19 protein-coding genes and 1 pseudogene are annotated in these 16,928 nt (G+C 40.6%); 10 read left to right on the top strand and 10 right to left on the bottom strand.

The genetic code is table 11. The features are described 5' to 3' along the window. Positions 1 to 8: 8 nt before the first annotated feature. Genes CSV67_RS09780 through argC form a run of 4 tightly spaced genes read right to left on the bottom strand, consistent with a single transcriptional unit; the run spans position 9 to position 4,181 of the window. On the bottom strand, positions 9 to 1,139 hold the full coding sequence (locus tag CSV67_RS09780) for an acetylornithine transaminase (protein ID WP_099631403.1): 1,131 nt from the start codon (positions 1,137 to 1,139) through the stop codon (positions 9 to 11). Next, complete coding sequence (gene argB / locus CSV67_RS09775; RefSeq protein WP_099631402.1) at positions 1,136 to 1,915, bottom strand: acetylglutamate kinase; 780 nt, start codon at positions 1,913 to 1,915, stop codon at positions 1,136 to 1,138. Before argB ends, CSV67_RS09780 begins: the two co-directional genes overlap by 4 nt. Next, positions 1,878 to 3,101 (bottom strand): bifunctional ornithine acetyltransferase/N-acetylglutamate synthase, encoded by a 1,224-nt coding sequence (gene argJ, locus CSV67_RS09770; protein WP_199173164.1) that lies wholly within the window; start codon positions 3,099 to 3,101, stop codon positions 1,878 to 1,880. Before argJ ends, argB begins: the two co-directional genes overlap by 38 nt. Before the next feature lie 39 nt (positions 3,102 to 3,140). After that, a complete protein-coding gene (argC, locus tag CSV67_RS09765) occupies positions 3,141 to 4,181 on the bottom strand; it encodes an N-acetyl-gamma-glutamyl-phosphate reductase (RefSeq protein WP_233189590.1) in 1,041 nt (346 codons plus the stop codon). 193 nt (positions 4,182 to 4,374) lie between these two features. Between argC and CSV67_RS09760 the strand changes: the two genes are divergently transcribed. Both CSV67_RS09760 and brnQ read left to right on the top strand, forming a co-directional pair. After that, positions 4,375 to 5,154: an enoyl-ACP reductase FabI gene (locus CSV67_RS09760; RefSeq protein ID WP_099631400.1), complete on the top strand. Its 780-nt coding sequence runs from the start codon at positions 4,375 to 4,377 to the stop codon at positions 5,152 to 5,154. 111 nt (positions 5,155 to 5,265) lie between these two features. After that, on the top strand, positions 5,266 to 6,585 hold the full coding sequence (gene brnQ, locus CSV67_RS09755; RefSeq protein WP_099631399.1) for a branched-chain amino acid transport system II carrier protein: 1,320 nt from the start codon (positions 5,266 to 5,268) through the stop codon (positions 6,583 to 6,585). A gap of 107 nt (positions 6,586 to 6,692) precedes the next feature. Here brnQ and argH read toward each other — a convergent pair whose 3' ends face one another. Next, positions 6,693 to 8,015 (bottom strand): argininosuccinate lyase, encoded by a 1,323-nt coding sequence (argH, locus tag CSV67_RS09750; protein WP_099631398.1) that lies wholly within the window; start codon positions 8,013 to 8,015, stop codon positions 6,693 to 6,695. Positions 8,016 to 8,324: 309 nt separating this feature from the next. On the opposite strand from argH, the gene CSV67_RS09745 reads away from it, so the two are divergent. The 5 genes from CSV67_RS09745 to CSV67_RS09725 all read left to right on the top strand — a co-directional run bounded on the left by CSV67_RS09745 (position 8,325) and on the right by CSV67_RS09725 (position 11,559). Next, positions 8,325 to 9,257, top strand: coding sequence for a cation diffusion facilitator family transporter (locus CSV67_RS09745; protein WP_099631397.1), 933 nt, complete (start codon positions 8,325 to 8,327; stop codon positions 9,255 to 9,257). Positions 9,258 to 9,261: 4 nt separating this feature from the next. Then, the gene (locus CSV67_RS09740; RefSeq protein WP_099631396.1) at positions 9,262 to 9,714 is read left to right on the top strand and encodes a protoporphyrinogen oxidase; all 453 of its coding nucleotides are present in this window, start codon (positions 9,262 to 9,264) and stop codon (positions 9,712 to 9,714) included. Beyond that, positions 9,714 to 10,649 carry a TRM11 family SAM-dependent methyltransferase gene (locus tag CSV67_RS09735; protein WP_099631395.1) on the top strand — a complete coding sequence of 312 codons (936 nt, stop codon included), beginning with the start codon at positions 9,714 to 9,716 and terminating at the stop codon, positions 10,647 to 10,649. The genes CSV67_RS09740 and CSV67_RS09735 overlap by 1 nt, the downstream gene beginning before the upstream one ends. Positions 10,650 to 10,740: 91 nt before the next feature. Continuing rightward, positions 10,741 to 11,163: a spermidine synthase family protein gene (locus CSV67_RS09730; protein ID WP_099631394.1), complete on the top strand. Its 423-nt coding sequence runs from the start codon at positions 10,741 to 10,743 to the stop codon at positions 11,161 to 11,163. 192 nt (positions 11,164 to 11,355) lie between these two features. Then, positions 11,356 to 11,559: a hypothetical protein gene (locus CSV67_RS09725; RefSeq protein WP_085426733.1), complete on the top strand. Its 204-nt coding sequence runs from the start codon at positions 11,356 to 11,358 to the stop codon at positions 11,557 to 11,559. Between the two features lie 453 nt (positions 11,560 to 12,012). On the opposite strand, the gene CSV67_RS09715 is transcribed toward CSV67_RS09725, so the two are convergent. The 3 genes from CSV67_RS09715 to CSV67_RS09710 form a co-directional block, all read right to left on the bottom strand. After that, positions 12,013 to 13,380, bottom strand: a complete 1,368-nt coding sequence (locus CSV67_RS09715; RefSeq protein ID WP_099631508.1) for a leucyl aminopeptidase family protein — start codon at positions 13,378 to 13,380, stop codon at positions 12,013 to 12,015. A 45-nt stretch (positions 13,381 to 13,425) separates the two neighbouring features. After that, positions 13,426 to 13,581, bottom strand: a complete 156-nt coding sequence (locus CSV67_RS16810; RefSeq protein ID WP_169535198.1) for a hypothetical protein — start codon at positions 13,579 to 13,581, stop codon at positions 13,426 to 13,428. A gap of 125 nt (positions 13,582 to 13,706) precedes the next feature. Further along, positions 13,707 to 13,943, bottom strand: coding sequence for a hypothetical protein (locus tag CSV67_RS09710; RefSeq protein WP_099631392.1), 237 nt, complete (start codon positions 13,941 to 13,943; stop codon positions 13,707 to 13,709). 88 nt (positions 13,944 to 14,031) lie between these two features. On the opposite strand from CSV67_RS09710, the gene CSV67_RS09705 reads away from it, so the two are divergent. Further along, positions 14,032 to 14,475, top strand: coding sequence for a YaiI/YqxD family protein (locus CSV67_RS09705; RefSeq protein ID WP_099631391.1), 444 nt, complete (start codon positions 14,032 to 14,034; stop codon positions 14,473 to 14,475). A gap of 59 nt (positions 14,476 to 14,534) precedes the next feature. On the opposite strand, the gene CSV67_RS09700 is transcribed toward CSV67_RS09705, so the two are convergent. Both CSV67_RS09700 and CSV67_RS09695 read right to left on the bottom strand, forming a co-directional pair. Continuing rightward, positions 14,535 to 14,834: a cupin domain-containing protein gene (locus tag CSV67_RS09700; protein WP_099631390.1), complete on the bottom strand. Its 300-nt coding sequence runs from the start codon at positions 14,832 to 14,834 to the stop codon at positions 14,535 to 14,537. 106 nt (positions 14,835 to 14,940) lie between these two features. Then, positions 14,941 to 15,024: pseudogene (locus tag CSV67_RS09695) on the bottom strand (MsnO8 family LLM class oxidoreductase); the annotation flags it as partial. Positions 15,025 to 15,178: 154 nt separating this feature from the next. On the opposite strand from CSV67_RS09695, the gene CSV67_RS09690 reads away from it, so the two are divergent. Further along, positions 15,179 to 16,258, top strand: coding sequence for a type III polyketide synthase (locus CSV67_RS09690; RefSeq protein WP_099631389.1), 1,080 nt, complete (start codon positions 15,179 to 15,181; stop codon positions 16,256 to 16,258). Between the two features lies 1 nt (position 16,259). Further along, positions 16,260 to 16,787, top strand: coding sequence for an isoprenylcysteine carboxyl methyltransferase family protein (locus tag CSV67_RS09685; RefSeq protein WP_099631388.1), 528 nt, complete (start codon positions 16,260 to 16,262; stop codon positions 16,785 to 16,787). The last annotated feature ends 141 nt before the right edge of the window (positions 16,788 to 16,928 follow it).

The raw sequence follows: 16,928 nt of genomic DNA, 5'->3' as shown, positions 1-16,928 counted from the left end.
AATATTTCTTAAACCAATATATTTTTTAATATCGCCACTGCCTGGTCGATTTCTTCTTTTGAAACCGTCAATGGTGGTAATAGACGAATGACATTCGTTCCAGCAGGTACAAGGAGCAAGCTTTGTTTTTCGGCTTCTTGGATGTATGAACCGATTTCATTATTTGAATGAATTCCAACTAATAAGCCATTACCGCGAATCGAATATTTATCATTTGGTAGTTCTGATTGGAGTTGTTGCTTCAGATATGCAGACTTTTCTTGAACATCCTTTAAGAATGCTGGAGCAAATACATGATCGACTACTGTTTGGGCAACTGAGATCGCTAATGGATTACCCCCAAAGGTTGTACCGTGTGTGCCAGGTCCGAATGTATTGAACAGCTCTTCTCCAGCTAGCAATGCCCCAATCGGGAAACCGCCACCAAGACCTTTAGCAAGTGAGACGATATCTGGTTTTAGTGCAGTCTGCTCGTAGGCATAGCGAGTTCCTGTGCGTCCAATTCCTGTCTGCACTTCATCGATAATGAGGAGAATATTATGTTCATTACATGCGGCCATAACCGCTTCAGCGAAAGCCGGTTCAATAGAATTGACTCCACCTTCTGCCTGGATGACTTCTAGCATGATGGCAGCTACGTTATCGTTCGTCGCTTGCTTCAAAGCCTCGACGTCATTAAATGGCAATGCTTCAAAACTCTCTAGCATCGGACCGAATCCTTTTTGGATTTTATCTTGACCGGTAGCCGCCATTGCGCCAAATGTTCTCCCATGGAATGACTGTTTGAACGATAAAATGTGATGCTTGCCTGTATGTTTACGTGCGAGTTTAATCGCAGCTTCATTCGCTTCGGCCCCACTGTTACAAAATAACGCATATGACAGATCTGTATTTCTCGTCAATGATTCAGCAAGTTTTTCTTGCTCTGGACTTTCGAATAAATTGGAAATATGCCAAAGCTTTTCACTTTGTTCTTGTAATGCTTTAACAATCGCAGGATGAGCATGACCTAAACTGACGACCGCGATACCGCTAGTAAAGTCTAAATAGTCTTTCCCTTTATCGTCTGTTACTACAGTACCTTTCCCCTTTACGAGATGTACCGCGCGTCTTGCATAGTTATTGAATAAATACGTCACACGATTGCCCCCTCATTGGTAATGACCGTGCCTTTTAATTTTTGACAGACAATTTGTACAGATGGAATACCCGCTTCTAGACAATCGATAGCCGCCATAACTTTCGGGATCATTCCTCCGTAAATATCTTCTGTTTCAATCCAGCCATAAATAGCTTGGGGTCCCACTTCTGCTTGAGGACGATCTTGAATGCGGATTCCCGATGTATCCGTAACTAATAATAAACTTTCTGCCTCGACAGCTAATGCAATTCGACTCGCGACTGTATCCGCGTTAACATTTAGTGGTTCTCCAGAAATCGTTGCACCGATACAAGAAATAACAGGAATAATTTCTGCATCTAGTAGCGCATCCAAGACTTTCGTTTCAACTGTTTTTATTTCTCCCACATAACCATACGTTTCAAAATCCAGGACATCACATGTAAATAAGTTCGCATCGAACCCGCTTAATCCAATCGCTTTGATTCCCGCGTGATTGAAGCGGTGTACGAGCGCTGGATTTACTTGACCTATCATGATTGACTGGACGATACAAATCGCTTCAGCTGACGTAACGCGAAATCCTTTAACTACAGTCGAAGTGACTCCACGATTTTCAAGCTCTTGATTAATATTCGGTCCTCCACCATGAACAATAATTACTTGAACACCATCTTGCTGTAATTTTTTCACACCCTGAAAAAAATCGTCACTTAACTCGTCTAGCATACTGCCACCTAGTTTAATAACCTGTCGTTTACGTGCGGTATGTTGCGTTGATTTGGACGTAGTCATAAGTAAGATCGCACCCCCATGCCATTCCCTGACCAGCTCCCTGGTTTAGTTCTATTGCAAATTTCACTTCGTGTTGTTTAAGATAAATCAACAATTCTTCTTCTGAAAACGGAATAGGTTCCCCGCCTTCTACTACTACAGTGTCACCGATATAGATTTTGATATCTTCAGGATCTATTGTCGCACCGCTATATCCGACTGCCGCAATGATTCTCCCCCAGTTAGCGTCACAGCCAAATACTGCCGTCTTGACAAGTGGTGAACCTACAACAGATTTTGCAATTTGACGCGCTTGTTCATCAGAAACTGCACCCGTCACTTTTGCTTCGATTAATTTGGTAGCACCTTCCCCATCTTTAGCGATCATTTTTGCCAAATCACGTGATACGGCATGCAATGCATCGACGAAAGATTGCCATTCGGGATGATCTGGAGTTAATGAATGATTACCCGCAAGTCCGTTTGCCATAACGAGTACCATATCATTCGTTGATGTATCACCGTCTACTGTAATAGAGTTGAAAGTTACATCCGTAATTTCTTTTAATGCTGTTTGTAAATGTTCTGACTCGATATGGGCATCGGTTGTAATGAAGCCTAGCATCGTCGCCATATTCGGTTCAATCATTCCCGAACCTTTTGCAACACCCGCAACTACTACTTCACGATCATCAATCACCGTTGCATATGCAGTGTTTTTCGTTACGGTATCTGTAGTTAAAATTGCTTGGGAAAATTGAATGGAACCTTCTAATGTATCCAACGGTTGAAGTTTTTCGATACCCGATAGTAAAGGTGCCATATTCATTTGTTCACCTATTACACCTGTTGACGCAATCCCTACAAGATTTTGGTCAATACCTAGGTGATCTGCAGTTTTACGTTGCATACTCACTGCGTCTCGCATGCCTTGCTTTCCAGTACATGCATTGGCGTTACCAGAATTAATAACAATCGCTTGCATTTTTTGAGTTTCGTAGACAACTTTCTTTGTCACTTGAAGTGGAGCTGCCTGGATTACATTCGTTGTGAAGACACCCGCAACACTCGCTGGCACTTCGCTGACTAATAGTGCTAAATCATTTTTCTTATGCTTTAGCCCACAGTGAATGCCGACTGCCTTGAACCCTTTTGGTGAGATAATATTTTTACGCGAGATGCGCTTCATACCTTCGATAGTTTCCATAATCGTGCTCCCCTCAATTCTTGTGTTCAAATTATTTGTTTAAATCCATAATGGAATGAGATCGATTCCTGTTTTTTCATTTAAACCATATTGGATATTCATATTTTGTATAGCTTGTCCCGCGGCGCCTTTCACCACATTATCAATGACTGCTATAATCGTTGCTTGATTTGTGCGTGGATCTACTTTGACATGTATATCGCAATAATTGGAGCCATATACCTGTTTTGTGCTAACCTTTTGCACATCTGTCAAAATCCGAACAAACGGACTATCTTTATATGTCTCTTGCAAGCAATTTATAAGCTGTTCTTGCGTTACTTGTCCATTTACTTTCGCATAGCTCGTCGTCATGATACCTCTTGTCATGGGAACCAGATGCGTAGTGAACATAATGGGTTCCGGCTGATCAGCAAATGTATTCATTGCTTGCTCAATTTCTGGTATATGCTGATGCTGATGAATCTTATATATAGAGAAATTTTCATTCGTTTCACTGAAATGTGTAGCTTGGCTTGGCTTATTCCCCGCACCAGATACACCACTTTTCGCATCGATTATTAATCGGCTCCCATCAATTAGTTTATTTTTCAATAATGGAAGTAAAGATAGTAGAACTGCTGTCGGGTAACACCCTGGATTCGCAATAATTTCCGCATCGGCAATATGATGTTTATTCCATTCAGGAAGTCCATATACACTTTTCTCCAAGTGTTCAAGTGGCGGTGCATCTTTTTGATACCATTGCTCAAAAGCCGCTTGATCTTTCAGTCTAAAATCTCCCGATAGGTCAATTAATTTAGCACCTGCACCCACCAATGGTGGAAGTAACTTAGTTGTTACGCCAGCTGGTGTACTGAAAAACACCGTATCTAACTTGCTAATATGTTCAGGTTCTATAGCTTTCATCGATTGATCGTGAATATTCACGAGATGTGGATATTTCTGGGAAAAGACCGTCCCCACTTCTGAGGAAGTGAATAAATCAATTTGTTCAATTTCCGGATGGTTTTGTAGTAACCGTATTAACTCTAGGCCACCGTATCCAGACGCTCCTACGATTCCAACCTTCAACGTCATCACCTCTTTATTCATTACAGACAAGTATACGTATGTATAATTATAAAGTCAACTGTATTTTTATTTATTAACAGTTAATTTAACGATTCTATTTCCGTTCTTTTAGAAAATCTATAACTTCTTCCTCACTATATGTTATTATTATGGAGAGTATAATATGATCAAATGAATAATAAGATTTCAGGAGGCTATTATGGTAGATTTATTAAAATTATCCGGTAAAAACATTGTGATTATGGGTGTTGCGAATGAACGTAGTATTGGTTGGGGAGTAGCAAAAGCATTATTCTCAGTTGGTGCGAATGTCATTTTCACATACCGTAAAGATCGCTCTCGTGATAAATTAGAAAAAGCATTGGATAAAAGCGAATTTACAGCCACGAAAATTGTTCAATGTGATGTGAATAGTGATGAAAGTATAGAGCAGGCTTTCAAAACGATTGGCGAACAAGTTGGTGTGATCCACGGGGTAGTTCACTCCATTGCATTTGCACATCAACAAGATTTGCATAATCCATTCGTGGAAACGACCCGTGATGGATATGCGTTCGCGCAAGATTCCAGTGCTTATTCATTGGTGGCAACAGCACGTGAAGCCCGTCATTATATGACAGAAGGTGGAGCGATCATTACGATGAGTTATTTAGGCGCAGAACGCGTTCTTGAAGGCTATAATGTAATGGGTGTTGCAAAAGCCGCACTTGAAGCTTCAGTACGCTATTTAGCATCCGAGCTAGGTGAACAAGATATTCGTGTAAATGCGATCTCTGCCGGAGCGGTTCGTACATTGTCCGCAAAAGGTGTTCCTTCCTTTAATACAATCCTCAGTCAAATTGAGGAACGTGCGCCATTAAAACGTAACGTTAAACCTGAAGAAGTTTCGGATATGACCGTGGCGATGCTAAGTAATTTATCGACTGGTGTGACAGGTGAAGTCATCTATGTAGATGCTGGCTACCACATTATGGGGTAATCTTATAAAGGATTCTCTTAGGAGAATCCTTTTTTATGGGCACTTTTCATTAAAATGCCATTAATAATCGAAATACATACACTTTTCAAAGTACCTCAGGAGGAATTACAAATGAATAGATTTACAAAATTCGATACGTTTAAACTGGGGCTGACGATGTTTGCTCTCTTTTTCGGTGCAGGAAATATGATTTTTCCACCGTTACTCGGTCAACTAGCTGGAACGCAAACATGGATTACACTAGCTGGTTTTTTAATAACGGGAGTCGGTCTTCCCTATCTAGGCATAATTGCAGTCACTATGAGCGGCAATCAATTAAATGATTTGGCCAAAAGGGCGTCGCCTTTATTCGCCATGTTTTTTCCATTCGTTATATATTTGGCACTTGGACCGTTCTTCGGAGTTCCTCGTACAGCAACTGTTTCATTTGAAATTGCGGTTTCCCCATTTATGCCCGATTCGTATTCTAAGTTAGCATTGGCGCTCTTTTCCATTTTATTTTTTGCAGTGACGATTTGGCTTTCCTGCAAGCCGAATAAAATTGTCGATCGATTCGGAAGTATTTTAACTCCAATATTGCTAGCTATCGTAACGATTATTGTCGTGATTGGAATGATCAACCCAGTGGGTGAAGCAGGCGCGCCACAAGGATCTTATGTAGAAGATTACTTTTACAAAGGATTTATTGAAGGTTACGGAACAATGGACGCAATGGCAGCGCTCGTCTTCGCTATTATCGTAATTAATGCCGTGAAGGCAAAAGGTATTACCGACAGAAAAGCAATCACTTCCATTACGATGAAAGCAGGATCCATCGCAGTACTCGGGCTGAGTTTTGTTTATGCCGGATTAGCATATTTAGGGATGACGAGCCGCTCTGTAGCGGAAGGTGCAACGAACGGTGGAGATATTTTAGCAAAACTTGCATATGCTTTGATGGGTAATAACGGATTATACCTACTTGGACTTGCAGTAACACTAGCTTGCTTAACAACATCTGTTGGATTGACAACCGCTAGTGCTACATACCTCTCCAAAGTCGTACCTAGGATTTCCTATCAAGCATTCGTGTTTGTTATTTGTTCGTTTTCTATGATACTTGCGAATGTCGGCCTCACGCAGTTGCTTGCAGTGTCCATTCCTGTACTAGTTGGAGTGTATCCTCTAGCCATTGTCCTCATAACTTTCAGATTGTTACATCCGTTATTTAAAGGCTATCATGAAGTGTATAATTACGGTTTACTAGCGGCTGGTCTTATTGGATTCTTCGATGTGTTACGTGCATTCAATGTCAATCTGGTACCGGTTACATATATTTTGGAATTCCTACCATTATATGAACAAGGTATTGGCTGGATTTTGCCTGCAATCGTGTTTGGCGCGGTAGGATTTATAGTCGCTTCTGCCCAAGGCAAGCCCCGTGTTGAATAATAAAAAGCCTGCGGATATTCCGTAGGCTTTTTACATGCTAATTATTGTTTAGTTTTACTTAGGAAGTACTCTCTAGTGTTAGTAAAAAAATGGCTTCCTTGCTAGAATTACTGTTCTTTCATCAATCCTTTGTTACCTTTTGAAATAATTTCTTCATAATCAATGTATTCGTAGATATCCTCATCGATATGATCGCTGTACTTTTTAAGTTCCCCCACTGTTAGATCTTCAATCGCTTTGTTTTCCTGTTCACAATAAAGAATAATTTTTCCGACCACTTCATGAGCATCACGGAATGGCATACCTTTTGCGACTAAATAGTCTGCCACTTCTGTTGCATTTAGGAAACCACCTTTAATCGCTGCTTTCATTTGATCTGCATTTACCTGTAGAGTATCGATCATTTTAGACATGATTTCCAAACAATCCAGAACTGTATCAAGTGCGTCAAAGAATTGTTCTTTGTCTTCTTGCATGTCTTTATTATAGGTTAATGGCAATCCTTTCAACGTCGTGAGTAAAGCGAATAGAGAGCCATATACACGTCCTGTTTTTCCACGGATCAGTTCTGCTGCATCCGGATTTTTCTTCTGTGGCATGATGCTACTTCCTGTTGAATAGGCATCTGAGATGGTGATGAAACGGAACTCTTGGCTGCTCCAAAGAATCAGTTCTTCACTTAAACGGCTCATATGCATCATTATGATGGAGAAATCGGACATCAATTCTACTAAGTAGTCGCGATCACTGACCCCGTCAAGGAAGTTATCAACCGGTTTATCGAACCCTAGTAATGCAGTCGTCACTTGACGATCAATATTATGTGTCGTTCCAGCTAATGCACCACAGCCAAGTGGATTTTCATTCAAAATCTCGGCAGCATTTTGCACACGTTTCTTATCGCGTTTGAACATTTGTGCATAAGCGCCCAAATGATGTCCAAACGTGACAACTTGTGCGCGTTGCAAATGTGTGTAGCCTGGCATAATAACATTGTTTGCTTTTCCCTTTGACTCAAGTGAATCGATTAGGCCCTGAAGCGCGTCTATGACGACAGAAGTTTGATTTCTCGCATATTGCCTCATATCGACAGCTACTTGATCGTTTCGACTACGCGCTGTATGTAATTTCTTGCCTGTCTCTCCTACTCGCTCTGTTAGCTTCATTTCAACGAATGAATGAATATCTTCATAATTACCTTCAATTTGTAATTCGCCCGATTCGATATCCGCCAAAATCGACTGTAAGCCGTTTACAAGTAATTCGCCTTCCACGGGTGACAGTAAATCTGAATGTACTTGCATCGTTACGTGTGCAATACTACCCGCGATGTCTTCTCTGAATAGACGATAATCAACAGGCAAAGAGCTGTTGAATTTCTCCATAATCTTATCTGCTTTGCTACTAAAACGACCGCCCCAAAGTTTCATTATTCATCATTCCTCTCAACGTGTATTTTTATTCGTATTTCTGTATACTGATTATCCCTATTGCCAACTTGCATCAGATCTATTCTTTTATTTTGACACAGTGGACGATTTTTTTCTACTTTGAGTAATGTTGTGTCCGCTTGCATAAACCGTATATTTATGTGATAATAATTGAACAATAAATGAATGAGTGATGACAATGAGAAACTTTTTCCCAATCCAACAATTAAAATTACGTATGACCTCGCCTAAGCTAAGCGAGGTTTTTTTGTTGCTTGTAGGAAACACTCTTAGAGGAGGGAAACTTTTATGACAATTCATATACGCGAACATTCTACTTCTGCCATTTTAGCTATCTGGATTAGTTTATTAAGTAATATCATCTTGACTGTATTAAAACTGGTAGTCGGATTTGTTTTCAGAAGTCCTGTTTTACTCGCAGACGGTTTCCACAACGCAGGTGATGTGGTAGCTTCTGCCGCTGCACTGACATCTATGCAAATTTCAAAACGTCCTGCAGATGAAGATCATCCGTATGGACACGGCAAAGCGGAAGTCATTGGTTCAAGCATAGTCGCTATTATTTTGGGGTTAGCCGCAATCTATATTGCTTTCGAAGCTATAATGGCTTTATTCGAAGATCCTGCTAAAGCGAGTAAAATTGCCTTAATCACTGCGATTGTGTCTCTAATTTGGAAATATATACTCTATGTCTACACCATTCGAATCGGTACCGCGGAGAACAGTAAAGGTCTGATCGCAACGGCCTATGATCACTTGGCAGATGTCTATGCCTCACTTGCCGCAGTGGTAGGAATTGGACTTGCTTTAGTTGGAGATGCTTACGCATTGCCGCTACTCACATACGGTGATCCCATTGCAGGGATTATCGTCTCGATTCTTGTCTTAAAAATTGCTATCGATATCGGTAAGGAAAGTATTGATATATTAATGGAGAAAAGTGTAGGCGATGAACGATTAGTCGCTTTTGAAGAATTGATTCAATCCATTCCAGAAGTGAAACGAATTGATCGCTTGCGTGCAAGAGAACATGGTCATTACGTATTGGTGGATATTCGTATCGGTGTCAGTGGTGATTTAACTATACAAGAAGGTCATGTTATTTCGAGTAGATTACGTAATTTGATCATGGCAAAAAATGAAGATGTCGACGAAGTGTTAATTCACTTAAATCCGTGGTATCCCGAAAAGCAATCCGGTATACTTACAAACGAGGAGTGAAAAAATGAGTACAATAACAATTAAAACAATAGAAGTATGTGTAAAGGAAACGGAGGAAATAGTACGCACTGCGGATGAACGTTTTTCACACGAACCCATCTCGTATTTGAAATCTAATATAGCTGAGTTTCTTTTTGTCGAGTCACCTGAATTTGATGAAATCCAAGTTGATTCGCTAGCACTTGAAGTGGACGATATTTTCAAAACGTATATGGCGTTATTTGGTTTACGAGGCAAGAAAAAAGAAGGCGAACTAATTCGTACATTTATTGAGGAAAAACTTCAGCACAACTTAAATGGTTTTAGTATTTCGTTTTCGGATAACGAAGGTTTCTGGGAATTGAATGTTCCGTTTGATTCTCTTAATGGATTTGATGAGGCGATGTCCATAAAAGATGCATTACAACTTCTATATGTAGTACTGGATGATTTGCATAAAATGAGAGCAAATAGCTGATGGCATTGCAGTTTATCTACACGTATATTCGACACCGTGATGAAAAAGAATTATGTCGGATGGAAATGCGGGCTTTTTTCGGCCAGGACGTAAAGGATAACGTGATCGTAAGTGATATTGCGGTTGACCCGTCACGAAGTCCGTTCATACAAACACGACTCGAAGTCTTACTGGATGCGGACAGCTTGGAATTGCTAGCTGACAAAGCTTCTGAATTGGAGATCGATCAATTATTTAAAGCAGTCTGCTTGAACGATATAACGCTTGCGGAAACAGCTAAAATTGGTCATGATACTCGTCGTGACATTGAGCGCACCATAGGATTACAGATTAACGGTGAACCAGAACTCGATCATCCAGAAGTGTTCATTGGCATTATGAAATTAGATAATCACTGGTACGCAGGGAAATTACTTTATAGTTCTTCTGACTGGCATGTGCACCAACAGAAGCCGCACATGTACTCCACTGCGCTGGGTACCCGTTTAGCTAGAGCCGCCGTCAATATCGCAGTGCCACACCCTGAAGGGAAACGCGTCATCGATCCTTGCTGTGGAATTGGAACTGTCCTTGTTGAAGCACTATCTATGGGGATACCTATTGAAGGTCGTGATATTAATCCACTTGTCGTCTATGGTTCGCGAAAAAATATCGACTACTTCGGTCTGAAAGGCAATGTCACAATAGGTTCAATTGCCGATGTCGTCGAAGCATACGATGTGGCGATCATTGACATGCCGTATAATTTATTTACACATATTACTGCAGAAGGTCAACTCGAGATTTTGAAAGAAGCTCGTCGTTTTTCAAAAAGCTGTTTAATTATCACCATTGAGAATATGGACGAAATGCTCGAAATTGCTGGATTTGAGATAGTAGATCGTTGTCTTGCACATAAAGGTACGTTTTCGCGTGAAGTTGTCCTATGTAAATAATGAAAGACGAGTGAGTTTTTCTCTCACTCGTCTTTTTCATTGTGTATAACTATTTTCTGAAATATGATAAAGACAGATTGGAGGTACGATTATGAAACGTTTTATATCAGCGGTTATAGCCGCTATCTTATTCGCAATTATTTATTCAGCCATTTCCTATGTACCTGAATCACAGCGCGAACCGAATACCTATTATTTTGGGTTCGCTGAAACAATGATATTCGTTATGTTATACGCAGGGCCAATCTTTTTACTGATTGGAATTCCCTTATCTATCATGATTGATAAATTAATGAAAAATAAAAGATTGCAGTATGTAAAGAAGCTAGTTTTTTATTCAGTGGCTGGTCTTCTAATTGGTGCACTATTCCCTCTAATTCTACTGCCCGGACTGAATTCAGCGTCGCTGATTGTCTTATATGCCGGTGTTGGTCTCATGGCGGCGAATATTTATTTTCACACTTTTCTCTTATTGCCTCCTCATAATAACATTTCAACAAATAAAGAGAAATAATCCCATTCGTTCAAATATACGAAAACAGTAAAGAAAGTGTAATAGTTTTTACTGACTTGGATATTCTACTTATAATTTTTATTAGAAGAGTGTGAATTTTGTAAAATAGGGGAAACAAAAGTATCAGAGCATTTATCTATCGCGTCATTCTTTTATACAGGAGCTCTTATTACTATCCAAGGAGTGAAGTCTATGTTTATTAGTATTATGAAGCTTTTGAGTGTTCTCTATTTATGGACATGGTTCGTCTGGCCGTTCGTTTTTGTTATTTCTATAATTTATGCGATCAAGGAGCTCGTGCAGGAAGAGCCTGCATTTATGAAGCCAGCCATTATTGCGTCGGTATCCTTGCTAATCATCCTCTCAGGAATCGCCTCCCCTGCTTTGTTTTTATGAGTCTTTGAAAAGAAGTGATCGAAGTCGTGGTTTTATGACTTCGATCACTTTTTTGTTCTTAATTACATGATTTGCAGATTGTAGATAGAGAGAATGGGTAAGTGTTGGGATGAAGATTGAGTGCAAAGATGTTATCCTAATACTTCACTTTCACTCGCAAAAGCTGCCCTACGCGCCAATCCCTTGCAATGCGGGTGTATGATACTTTTTGCTGTGCATAGAATTTAGAATTGTAAACTATTTTGAACTTGAACTCAAATAAGTTTAGACACAATAATAACTTACATATTAGTTTCAGTGAGTGATCTAAGTACCACCACTCAATAATTAGGATGGAAGCGTCCGCCAACTGGAGCTTCCATCCCCTCGCAGACACTATTTAGCGCTCCTCTTCCAATACTCCCAACCAACACAAAAAAGGATGCCCAGTTAGGACATCCTTTTAAATATTACTTATTTAGTCAATGACACTGTATAATCCGCAAGCAAACGTGCTCCATAGCCTGTTGCAGATTTTGTGTAATACCCCTTCGATTTCTGCTTATCCATGACACCTGCCATGTCCACATGCAACCAGTTATTCTTCGGAGCGAACTTACGCAAGAAGAGACCAGCCGTGATCGAACCTGCCACAGTTAAAGAACTAATATTATTGCAATCCGCATAGGCGCTGTCAAGTGATTCCTCATATTCATCCACTAGCGGAAGTGGCCAAACGAAGTCGCCGTTTTGATCGCCGATTTTCTTCAGTTTATAAGACAACTCCTCATCACCAAAGACTCCACCGACTTCTGTACCTAGAGCAGCTACAACCGCTCCGGTCAATGTAGCGATATCGACTGTGTAATCGGCATGTAATTCTCCTGCTCGAATTAATCCATCAGCCAAAATCAAACGTCCTTCTGCATCTGTATTACCGACTTGTACACTGATGCCGTTCTTATATTGAATCACTTCGCCCGGCATTACAGCGTCGGGTCCAGGTGTATTTTCAACCATTGGAATCAGCACGACTACATTTACTTTTGCATCTGAATGAGCTAGTAGTGATAATGCACCGCTGACAGCTGCTGAACCGCCCATATCCATACGCATGTCACTGTCATCGCGTCCGCCCTTCAAGCTAATACCGCCTGAATCGTACGTTACGCCTTTTCCGACAAGAGCCACGAGTGGTTTTGACGCATCTGTCTGCAAAGTCATCTCAACGAATGAAGGCTCATACTTACTGCCACGGCAAACTGTTAATACGCCGTTCATTTCGTGTTCTTCGATTTCTTTTTTACCTAGTACATTGATTTTCACTTTTGTTCCTATGAAATGGTCTTTTAATACTTCTGGATATGTCTCTGGGTTCAATACATCAGAAAGTTCATTCATCAAATCCCGAGAAAACGCCATAGCGGCAGCACGTACTTCTCCTGATTTGACTGCTGCTTGATCTGCACCTTTTACATCTAACGTAGTGACAGGATCCGCCTTTTTAGATTGGTAGAGATCAAAGTTATAGGCGCCAAGGTGCCACCCTTCAACGAATGCCGTGACTGCTTCGTCTACAGACGACCATTTTTGCGCTAGCTGATCTGCTTGAATCGATGCAGAATGTACCTTTTGTGCCGCGAGCTTGCGAGAGATTTCACCTGCAATACTGCGAATTGCATCTACTGTTTTCCATTCTTTATTTTTTATAACGACTAACTGTTTTCCATCATGTACAAACGTGGAAAATTCTCCAGCTTGATTGTCGACAAATTGCTTCACCAAAAGGTTCTTCGTTATTTGTCCATCAGTTGAGAATAAAATTTCTACATTAATTTGCATAGCTATAATCGCTCCCTTCACTATTTCGGTTTCCTAAATAGTTTATCACTTTTTACCTGATAGAGCTAAGAAGAGAGTGGCCAGCGGTCCTAAAAATAAAGAAAGTATAAACCAGTTCAATCCACTTCTGTTTTTCCCCTGAGCCAATACGGCATTGATTAAAGCTAATGTACCCCATCCTACGAAATATCCTTCATTCATTTTTCATCACTCCGTTATGTAGTTGTATCGTATACATACGATTTGCCTAACAGGTTAGTTTCATTAATAACGGTTAACGCAAAAAAGGAACATCCGTGATGTCCCTAGTATTTTGCATGAATTTATTAGCTACCTATTGATGTGGGTGCGATATCCTCAGTCGCATTTCGGTAGTTATGATTACCGACCTTAGCTCTAACTTCTTCTTCTGTTAACGGTGGTGGAATTTCGTGATCTGCCAATACTCTGTTTTCAAGCGGCACTTCTACGTTCTCCATGGCAGCATTCTTTGCATCCATTTCACGTCCATATTGCTCACGTTGTTCTGCAGTTGTCTGTTGTTCTTTTGATAAATCAGCCACTTCATCACCTCAACCTCATGTTTTTACTTATCTTTCCCGATATTTGCTATACTAAACCTACAAAGAGAAGTAGGAGGAGAGGGATAACGTGACAATGATTTTAGTGGATGCAGATGGCTGTCCGGTAATTAATGAAACGATCGGAATTGCGAAAGAATACGGCCTACCTTGTGTATTAATATGTGACACTGCACATGAAATGCATCGGGAAGGCGCTGAGACGATTACTGTTTCTAAAGGTGCCGACGCAGTCGATTTTGTATTAGTGAACCGTATAAAAAAGGGGGATATCGTCGTCACTCAAGACTATGGATTGGCTGCTATGGCGTTGGCGAAACAAGGTTTGCCTCTTGATCAGAACGGTAGATGGTATACAAATGACAATATTGATCAATTACTTGCAGCACGTCATAAAGCACAGAAAATCCGCCGAGCAGGAGGTCGTTTACGCGGCCCCAAAAAACGAACTGCTGAACAGAATGAAGGATTCGTTTCCAGTTTGCGTGAATTATGTAAAACAATTCAGCCTTAAATTAGTCTACATAATAAACAGAGACTACAAGTACTACTTGCGGTCTCTGTTTATTATCTTCACGGCTTTACTTGAATAACTAAAACGTCTGAATCCTCTACCGCATGCAAACTATGTCTTTCTAGCGGCACCATATGCAAGACATTGTCTGGCGTTACATCAATCGCCTCGCCTTCCACTGTGAATCGTACTTTTCCTTTTCGCACAATGATGAATACTTCTTTATTCGCATCATGCTCTGCCACTTCCTCACCTGCACGCAATTGAATATTCATCAAGATTGCATTGTCGACATCCGCCACTTTTTCAATATGTTTTTTCTTCTCAGTTAGCTGATTCTTAGTATCGATTACATTCATAACTTATCTCCCCTTTCAAAATTTCTTGCATAATCAGTTTATACGATTTTTGTTTACCATAAAAGTGATACGTAATAGAAACAGGCATGATTCCTTAGTGGTTGCACAACGCATCTAACACTTTATAGTTTTCTGCTACCTTAAAAGGGGAATAGTGGGATAGCATGACAACGCCCGATCCATTTTGGATGGTCGAAGTACTGCCAGATGTAATAGGATATTAATCTACTATACTTAATTCTATCTTTAAGACAAGTCCTTCTCTTCTATTGCATATAGTTTACAAGAAGCTACGCCATAATTTACTGCTCGCGCACGCTATTAATTTTATCGGAGGTAACCCTATGCCAATTATTCAATCTGTCAGTACCGTTAGGCCGCCTGTTGATTTACCACAGGAAGAGGCTATGACATTTGCCCGCTCTTTATTTTCGGATTCATTTAAAGATATCGATCGCTTGTTGAAAGTGTTCCAAAACGGTGAAATTGATTCACGACAAGTATGTATGCCGTTGGAATGGTATGCGGAGCCACATGATTTTGAAACAAAAAACAACTTATACATTCAGCACGCCGTGACTCTTGGCAAGCGAGCAGTCGAACAATGTCTCAACAATACAACTTCGCTTGAACGTCCGGTGAATGCTGCTGAAATAGACGCGATATTCTTTGTTTCAAGTAGTGGTATTGCCACACCAAGTATCGATGCCCGTCTTATTAATGAATTACCATTTCGACATGATATTAAACGTATCCCTATTTGGGGTCTTGGTTGCGCAGGTGGGGCTTCGGGTATGAGTCGGGCTTTTGATTACTGTAAAGCTTATCCTGAATCGAATGTTCTCGTTCTGGCTATAGAGCTTTGCAGCTTAACGTTTCAACGGGATGATGTTTCGAAAAGTAACTTGGTCGGTGTTTCATTATTTTCCGATGGTGTTGCTTGTGCACTTGTTTCTGGAGAACAGTCTACCGTTAAAAGCACTCGTCCGATGCCGCATATCCGTGCAACATCTTCACGTTTCATGCCCAATTCAGAGGACGTGATGGGCTGGGACATTAAAAATGATGGCTTGCATGTGGTCTTTTCAAAGAGTATTCCAAACGTTATCAAGAGTTGGTTAGGACCCTTCGTGCATCAATTCGTAGAAGATCATGATCTGTCAATGGAAGACGTACAGCATTTCGTTGCCCATCCAGGCGGTAAAAAAGTATTGGATGCTTATCAAAAAGCCTTGGATATGAATCAAGAGCAAACCGCTACGTCGAAAAAAGTATTGCAATATCATGGGAATATGTCGTCTCCTACTGTGCTCTACGTACTCAAGGATTTCATCGAGCAGCAGCCTGCTAAAGGGGAATACGGGTTAATGGCAGCACTGGGTCCAGGCTTCTGTGGAGAACTACTGTTGTTGGAGTGGCAGTGAAATGGGTAGGCTCTTCCTGTTTGTTTTTATCATCGTCGTTATGCAACGATTAGTAGAATTAGTCGTCGCTAATCGTAATGAAAAGTGGATACGCAGTAAAGGCGCAATAGAAATCGGCGCATCCCATTATAAATGGATGGTTCTGATGCATACGGCATTTTTCATTTCCTTGCTTATCGAAGTTCTGTTATTCAACCGTTCCTTATCACCATTCTCAGGTGCCTTTGTTGCAGTCTTCCTATTGATGCAAGTTCTGCGTGTCTGGTGTCTGTTATCATTAGGGAAGTTTTGGAACACTAAAATTCTCATACTACCAGGAGCGAATGTACGGAAAAAAGGACCTTACCGCTGGATCCGCCACCCGAACTATGTCATTGTCACAACTGAACTGATTGTCTTACCTTTACTATTCAGTGCATACTTCACAGCGGGTCTATTTTTAATACTAAACATCTGGATGCTGTCCGTTCGCATTCCCGCTGAAGAACGTGCATTGCGGGAGTTTACGGATTATAATGAAGTGTTTTGAAAAAAAGAATGAAGGCAATTCCTTAATAAACAGGATTTGCCTTCATTCTTTTTTATTAACATGTATATACAAAAATGCTACGCCCGTAACCGGTAAATGGAAAGCGTTCGCTAATGCGTTCCTTGTACTTACTTCGTATTT

The sequence above is a fragment of the Sporosarcina sp. P2 genome (assembly GCF_002743255.1).
Lineage (GTDB): Bacteria > Bacillota > Bacilli > Bacillales_A > Planococcaceae > Sporosarcina.
The sequence above is the reverse complement of the archived record's forward strand: the minus strand, read 5'-3'. Positions and strand labels throughout refer to the sequence as shown.

Coding starts and splice junctions, on each gene's coding strand:
- argB (WP_099631402.1), bottom strand. CDS start 1,915: ATGACTACGTCCAAATCAACGCAACATACCGCACGTAAACGACAGGTT.
- argJ (WP_199173164.1), bottom strand. CDS start 3,101: ATGGAAACTATCGAAGGTATGAAGCGCATCTCGCGTAAAAATATTATC.
- argC (WP_233189590.1), bottom strand. CDS start 4,181: ATGACGTTGAAGGTTGGAATCGTAGGAGCGTCTGGATACGGTGGCCTA.
- CSV67_RS09760 (WP_099631400.1), top strand. CDS start 4,375: ATGGTAGATTTATTAAAATTATCCGGTAAAAACATTGTGATTATGGGT.
- brnQ (WP_099631399.1), top strand. CDS start 5,266: ATGAATAGATTTACAAAATTCGATACGTTTAAACTGGGGCTGACGATG.
- argH (WP_099631398.1), bottom strand. CDS start 8,015: ATGAAACTTTGGGGCGGTCGTTTTAGTAGCAAAGCAGATAAGATTATG.
- CSV67_RS09745 (WP_099631397.1), top strand. CDS start 8,325: ATGACAATTCATATACGCGAACATTCTACTTCTGCCATTTTAGCTATC.
- CSV67_RS09740 (WP_099631396.1), top strand. CDS start 9,262: ATGAGTACAATAACAATTAAAACAATAGAAGTATGTGTAAAGGAAACG.
- CSV67_RS09735 (WP_099631395.1), top strand. CDS start 9,714: ATGGCATTGCAGTTTATCTACACGTATATTCGACACCGTGATGAAAAA.
- CSV67_RS09730 (WP_099631394.1), top strand. CDS start 10,741: ATGAAACGTTTTATATCAGCGGTTATAGCCGCTATCTTATTCGCAATT.
- CSV67_RS09725 (WP_085426733.1), top strand. CDS start 11,356: ATGTTTATTAGTATTATGAAGCTTTTGAGTGTTCTCTATTTATGGACA.
- CSV67_RS09715 (WP_099631508.1), bottom strand. CDS start 13,380: ATGCAAATTAATGTAGAAATTTTATTCTCAACTGATGGACAAATAACG.
- CSV67_RS16810 (WP_169535198.1), bottom strand. CDS start 13,581: ATGAATGAAGGATATTTCGTAGGATGGGGTACATTAGCTTTAATCAAT.
- CSV67_RS09700 (WP_099631390.1), bottom strand. CDS start 14,834: ATGAATGTAATCGATACTAAGAATCAGCTAACTGAGAAGAAAAAACAT.
- CSV67_RS09690 (WP_099631389.1), top strand. CDS start 15,179: ATGCCAATTATTCAATCTGTCAGTACCGTTAGGCCGCCTGTTGATTTA.
- CSV67_RS09685 (WP_099631388.1), top strand. CDS start 16,260: ATGGGTAGGCTCTTCCTGTTTGTTTTTATCATCGTCGTTATGCAACGA.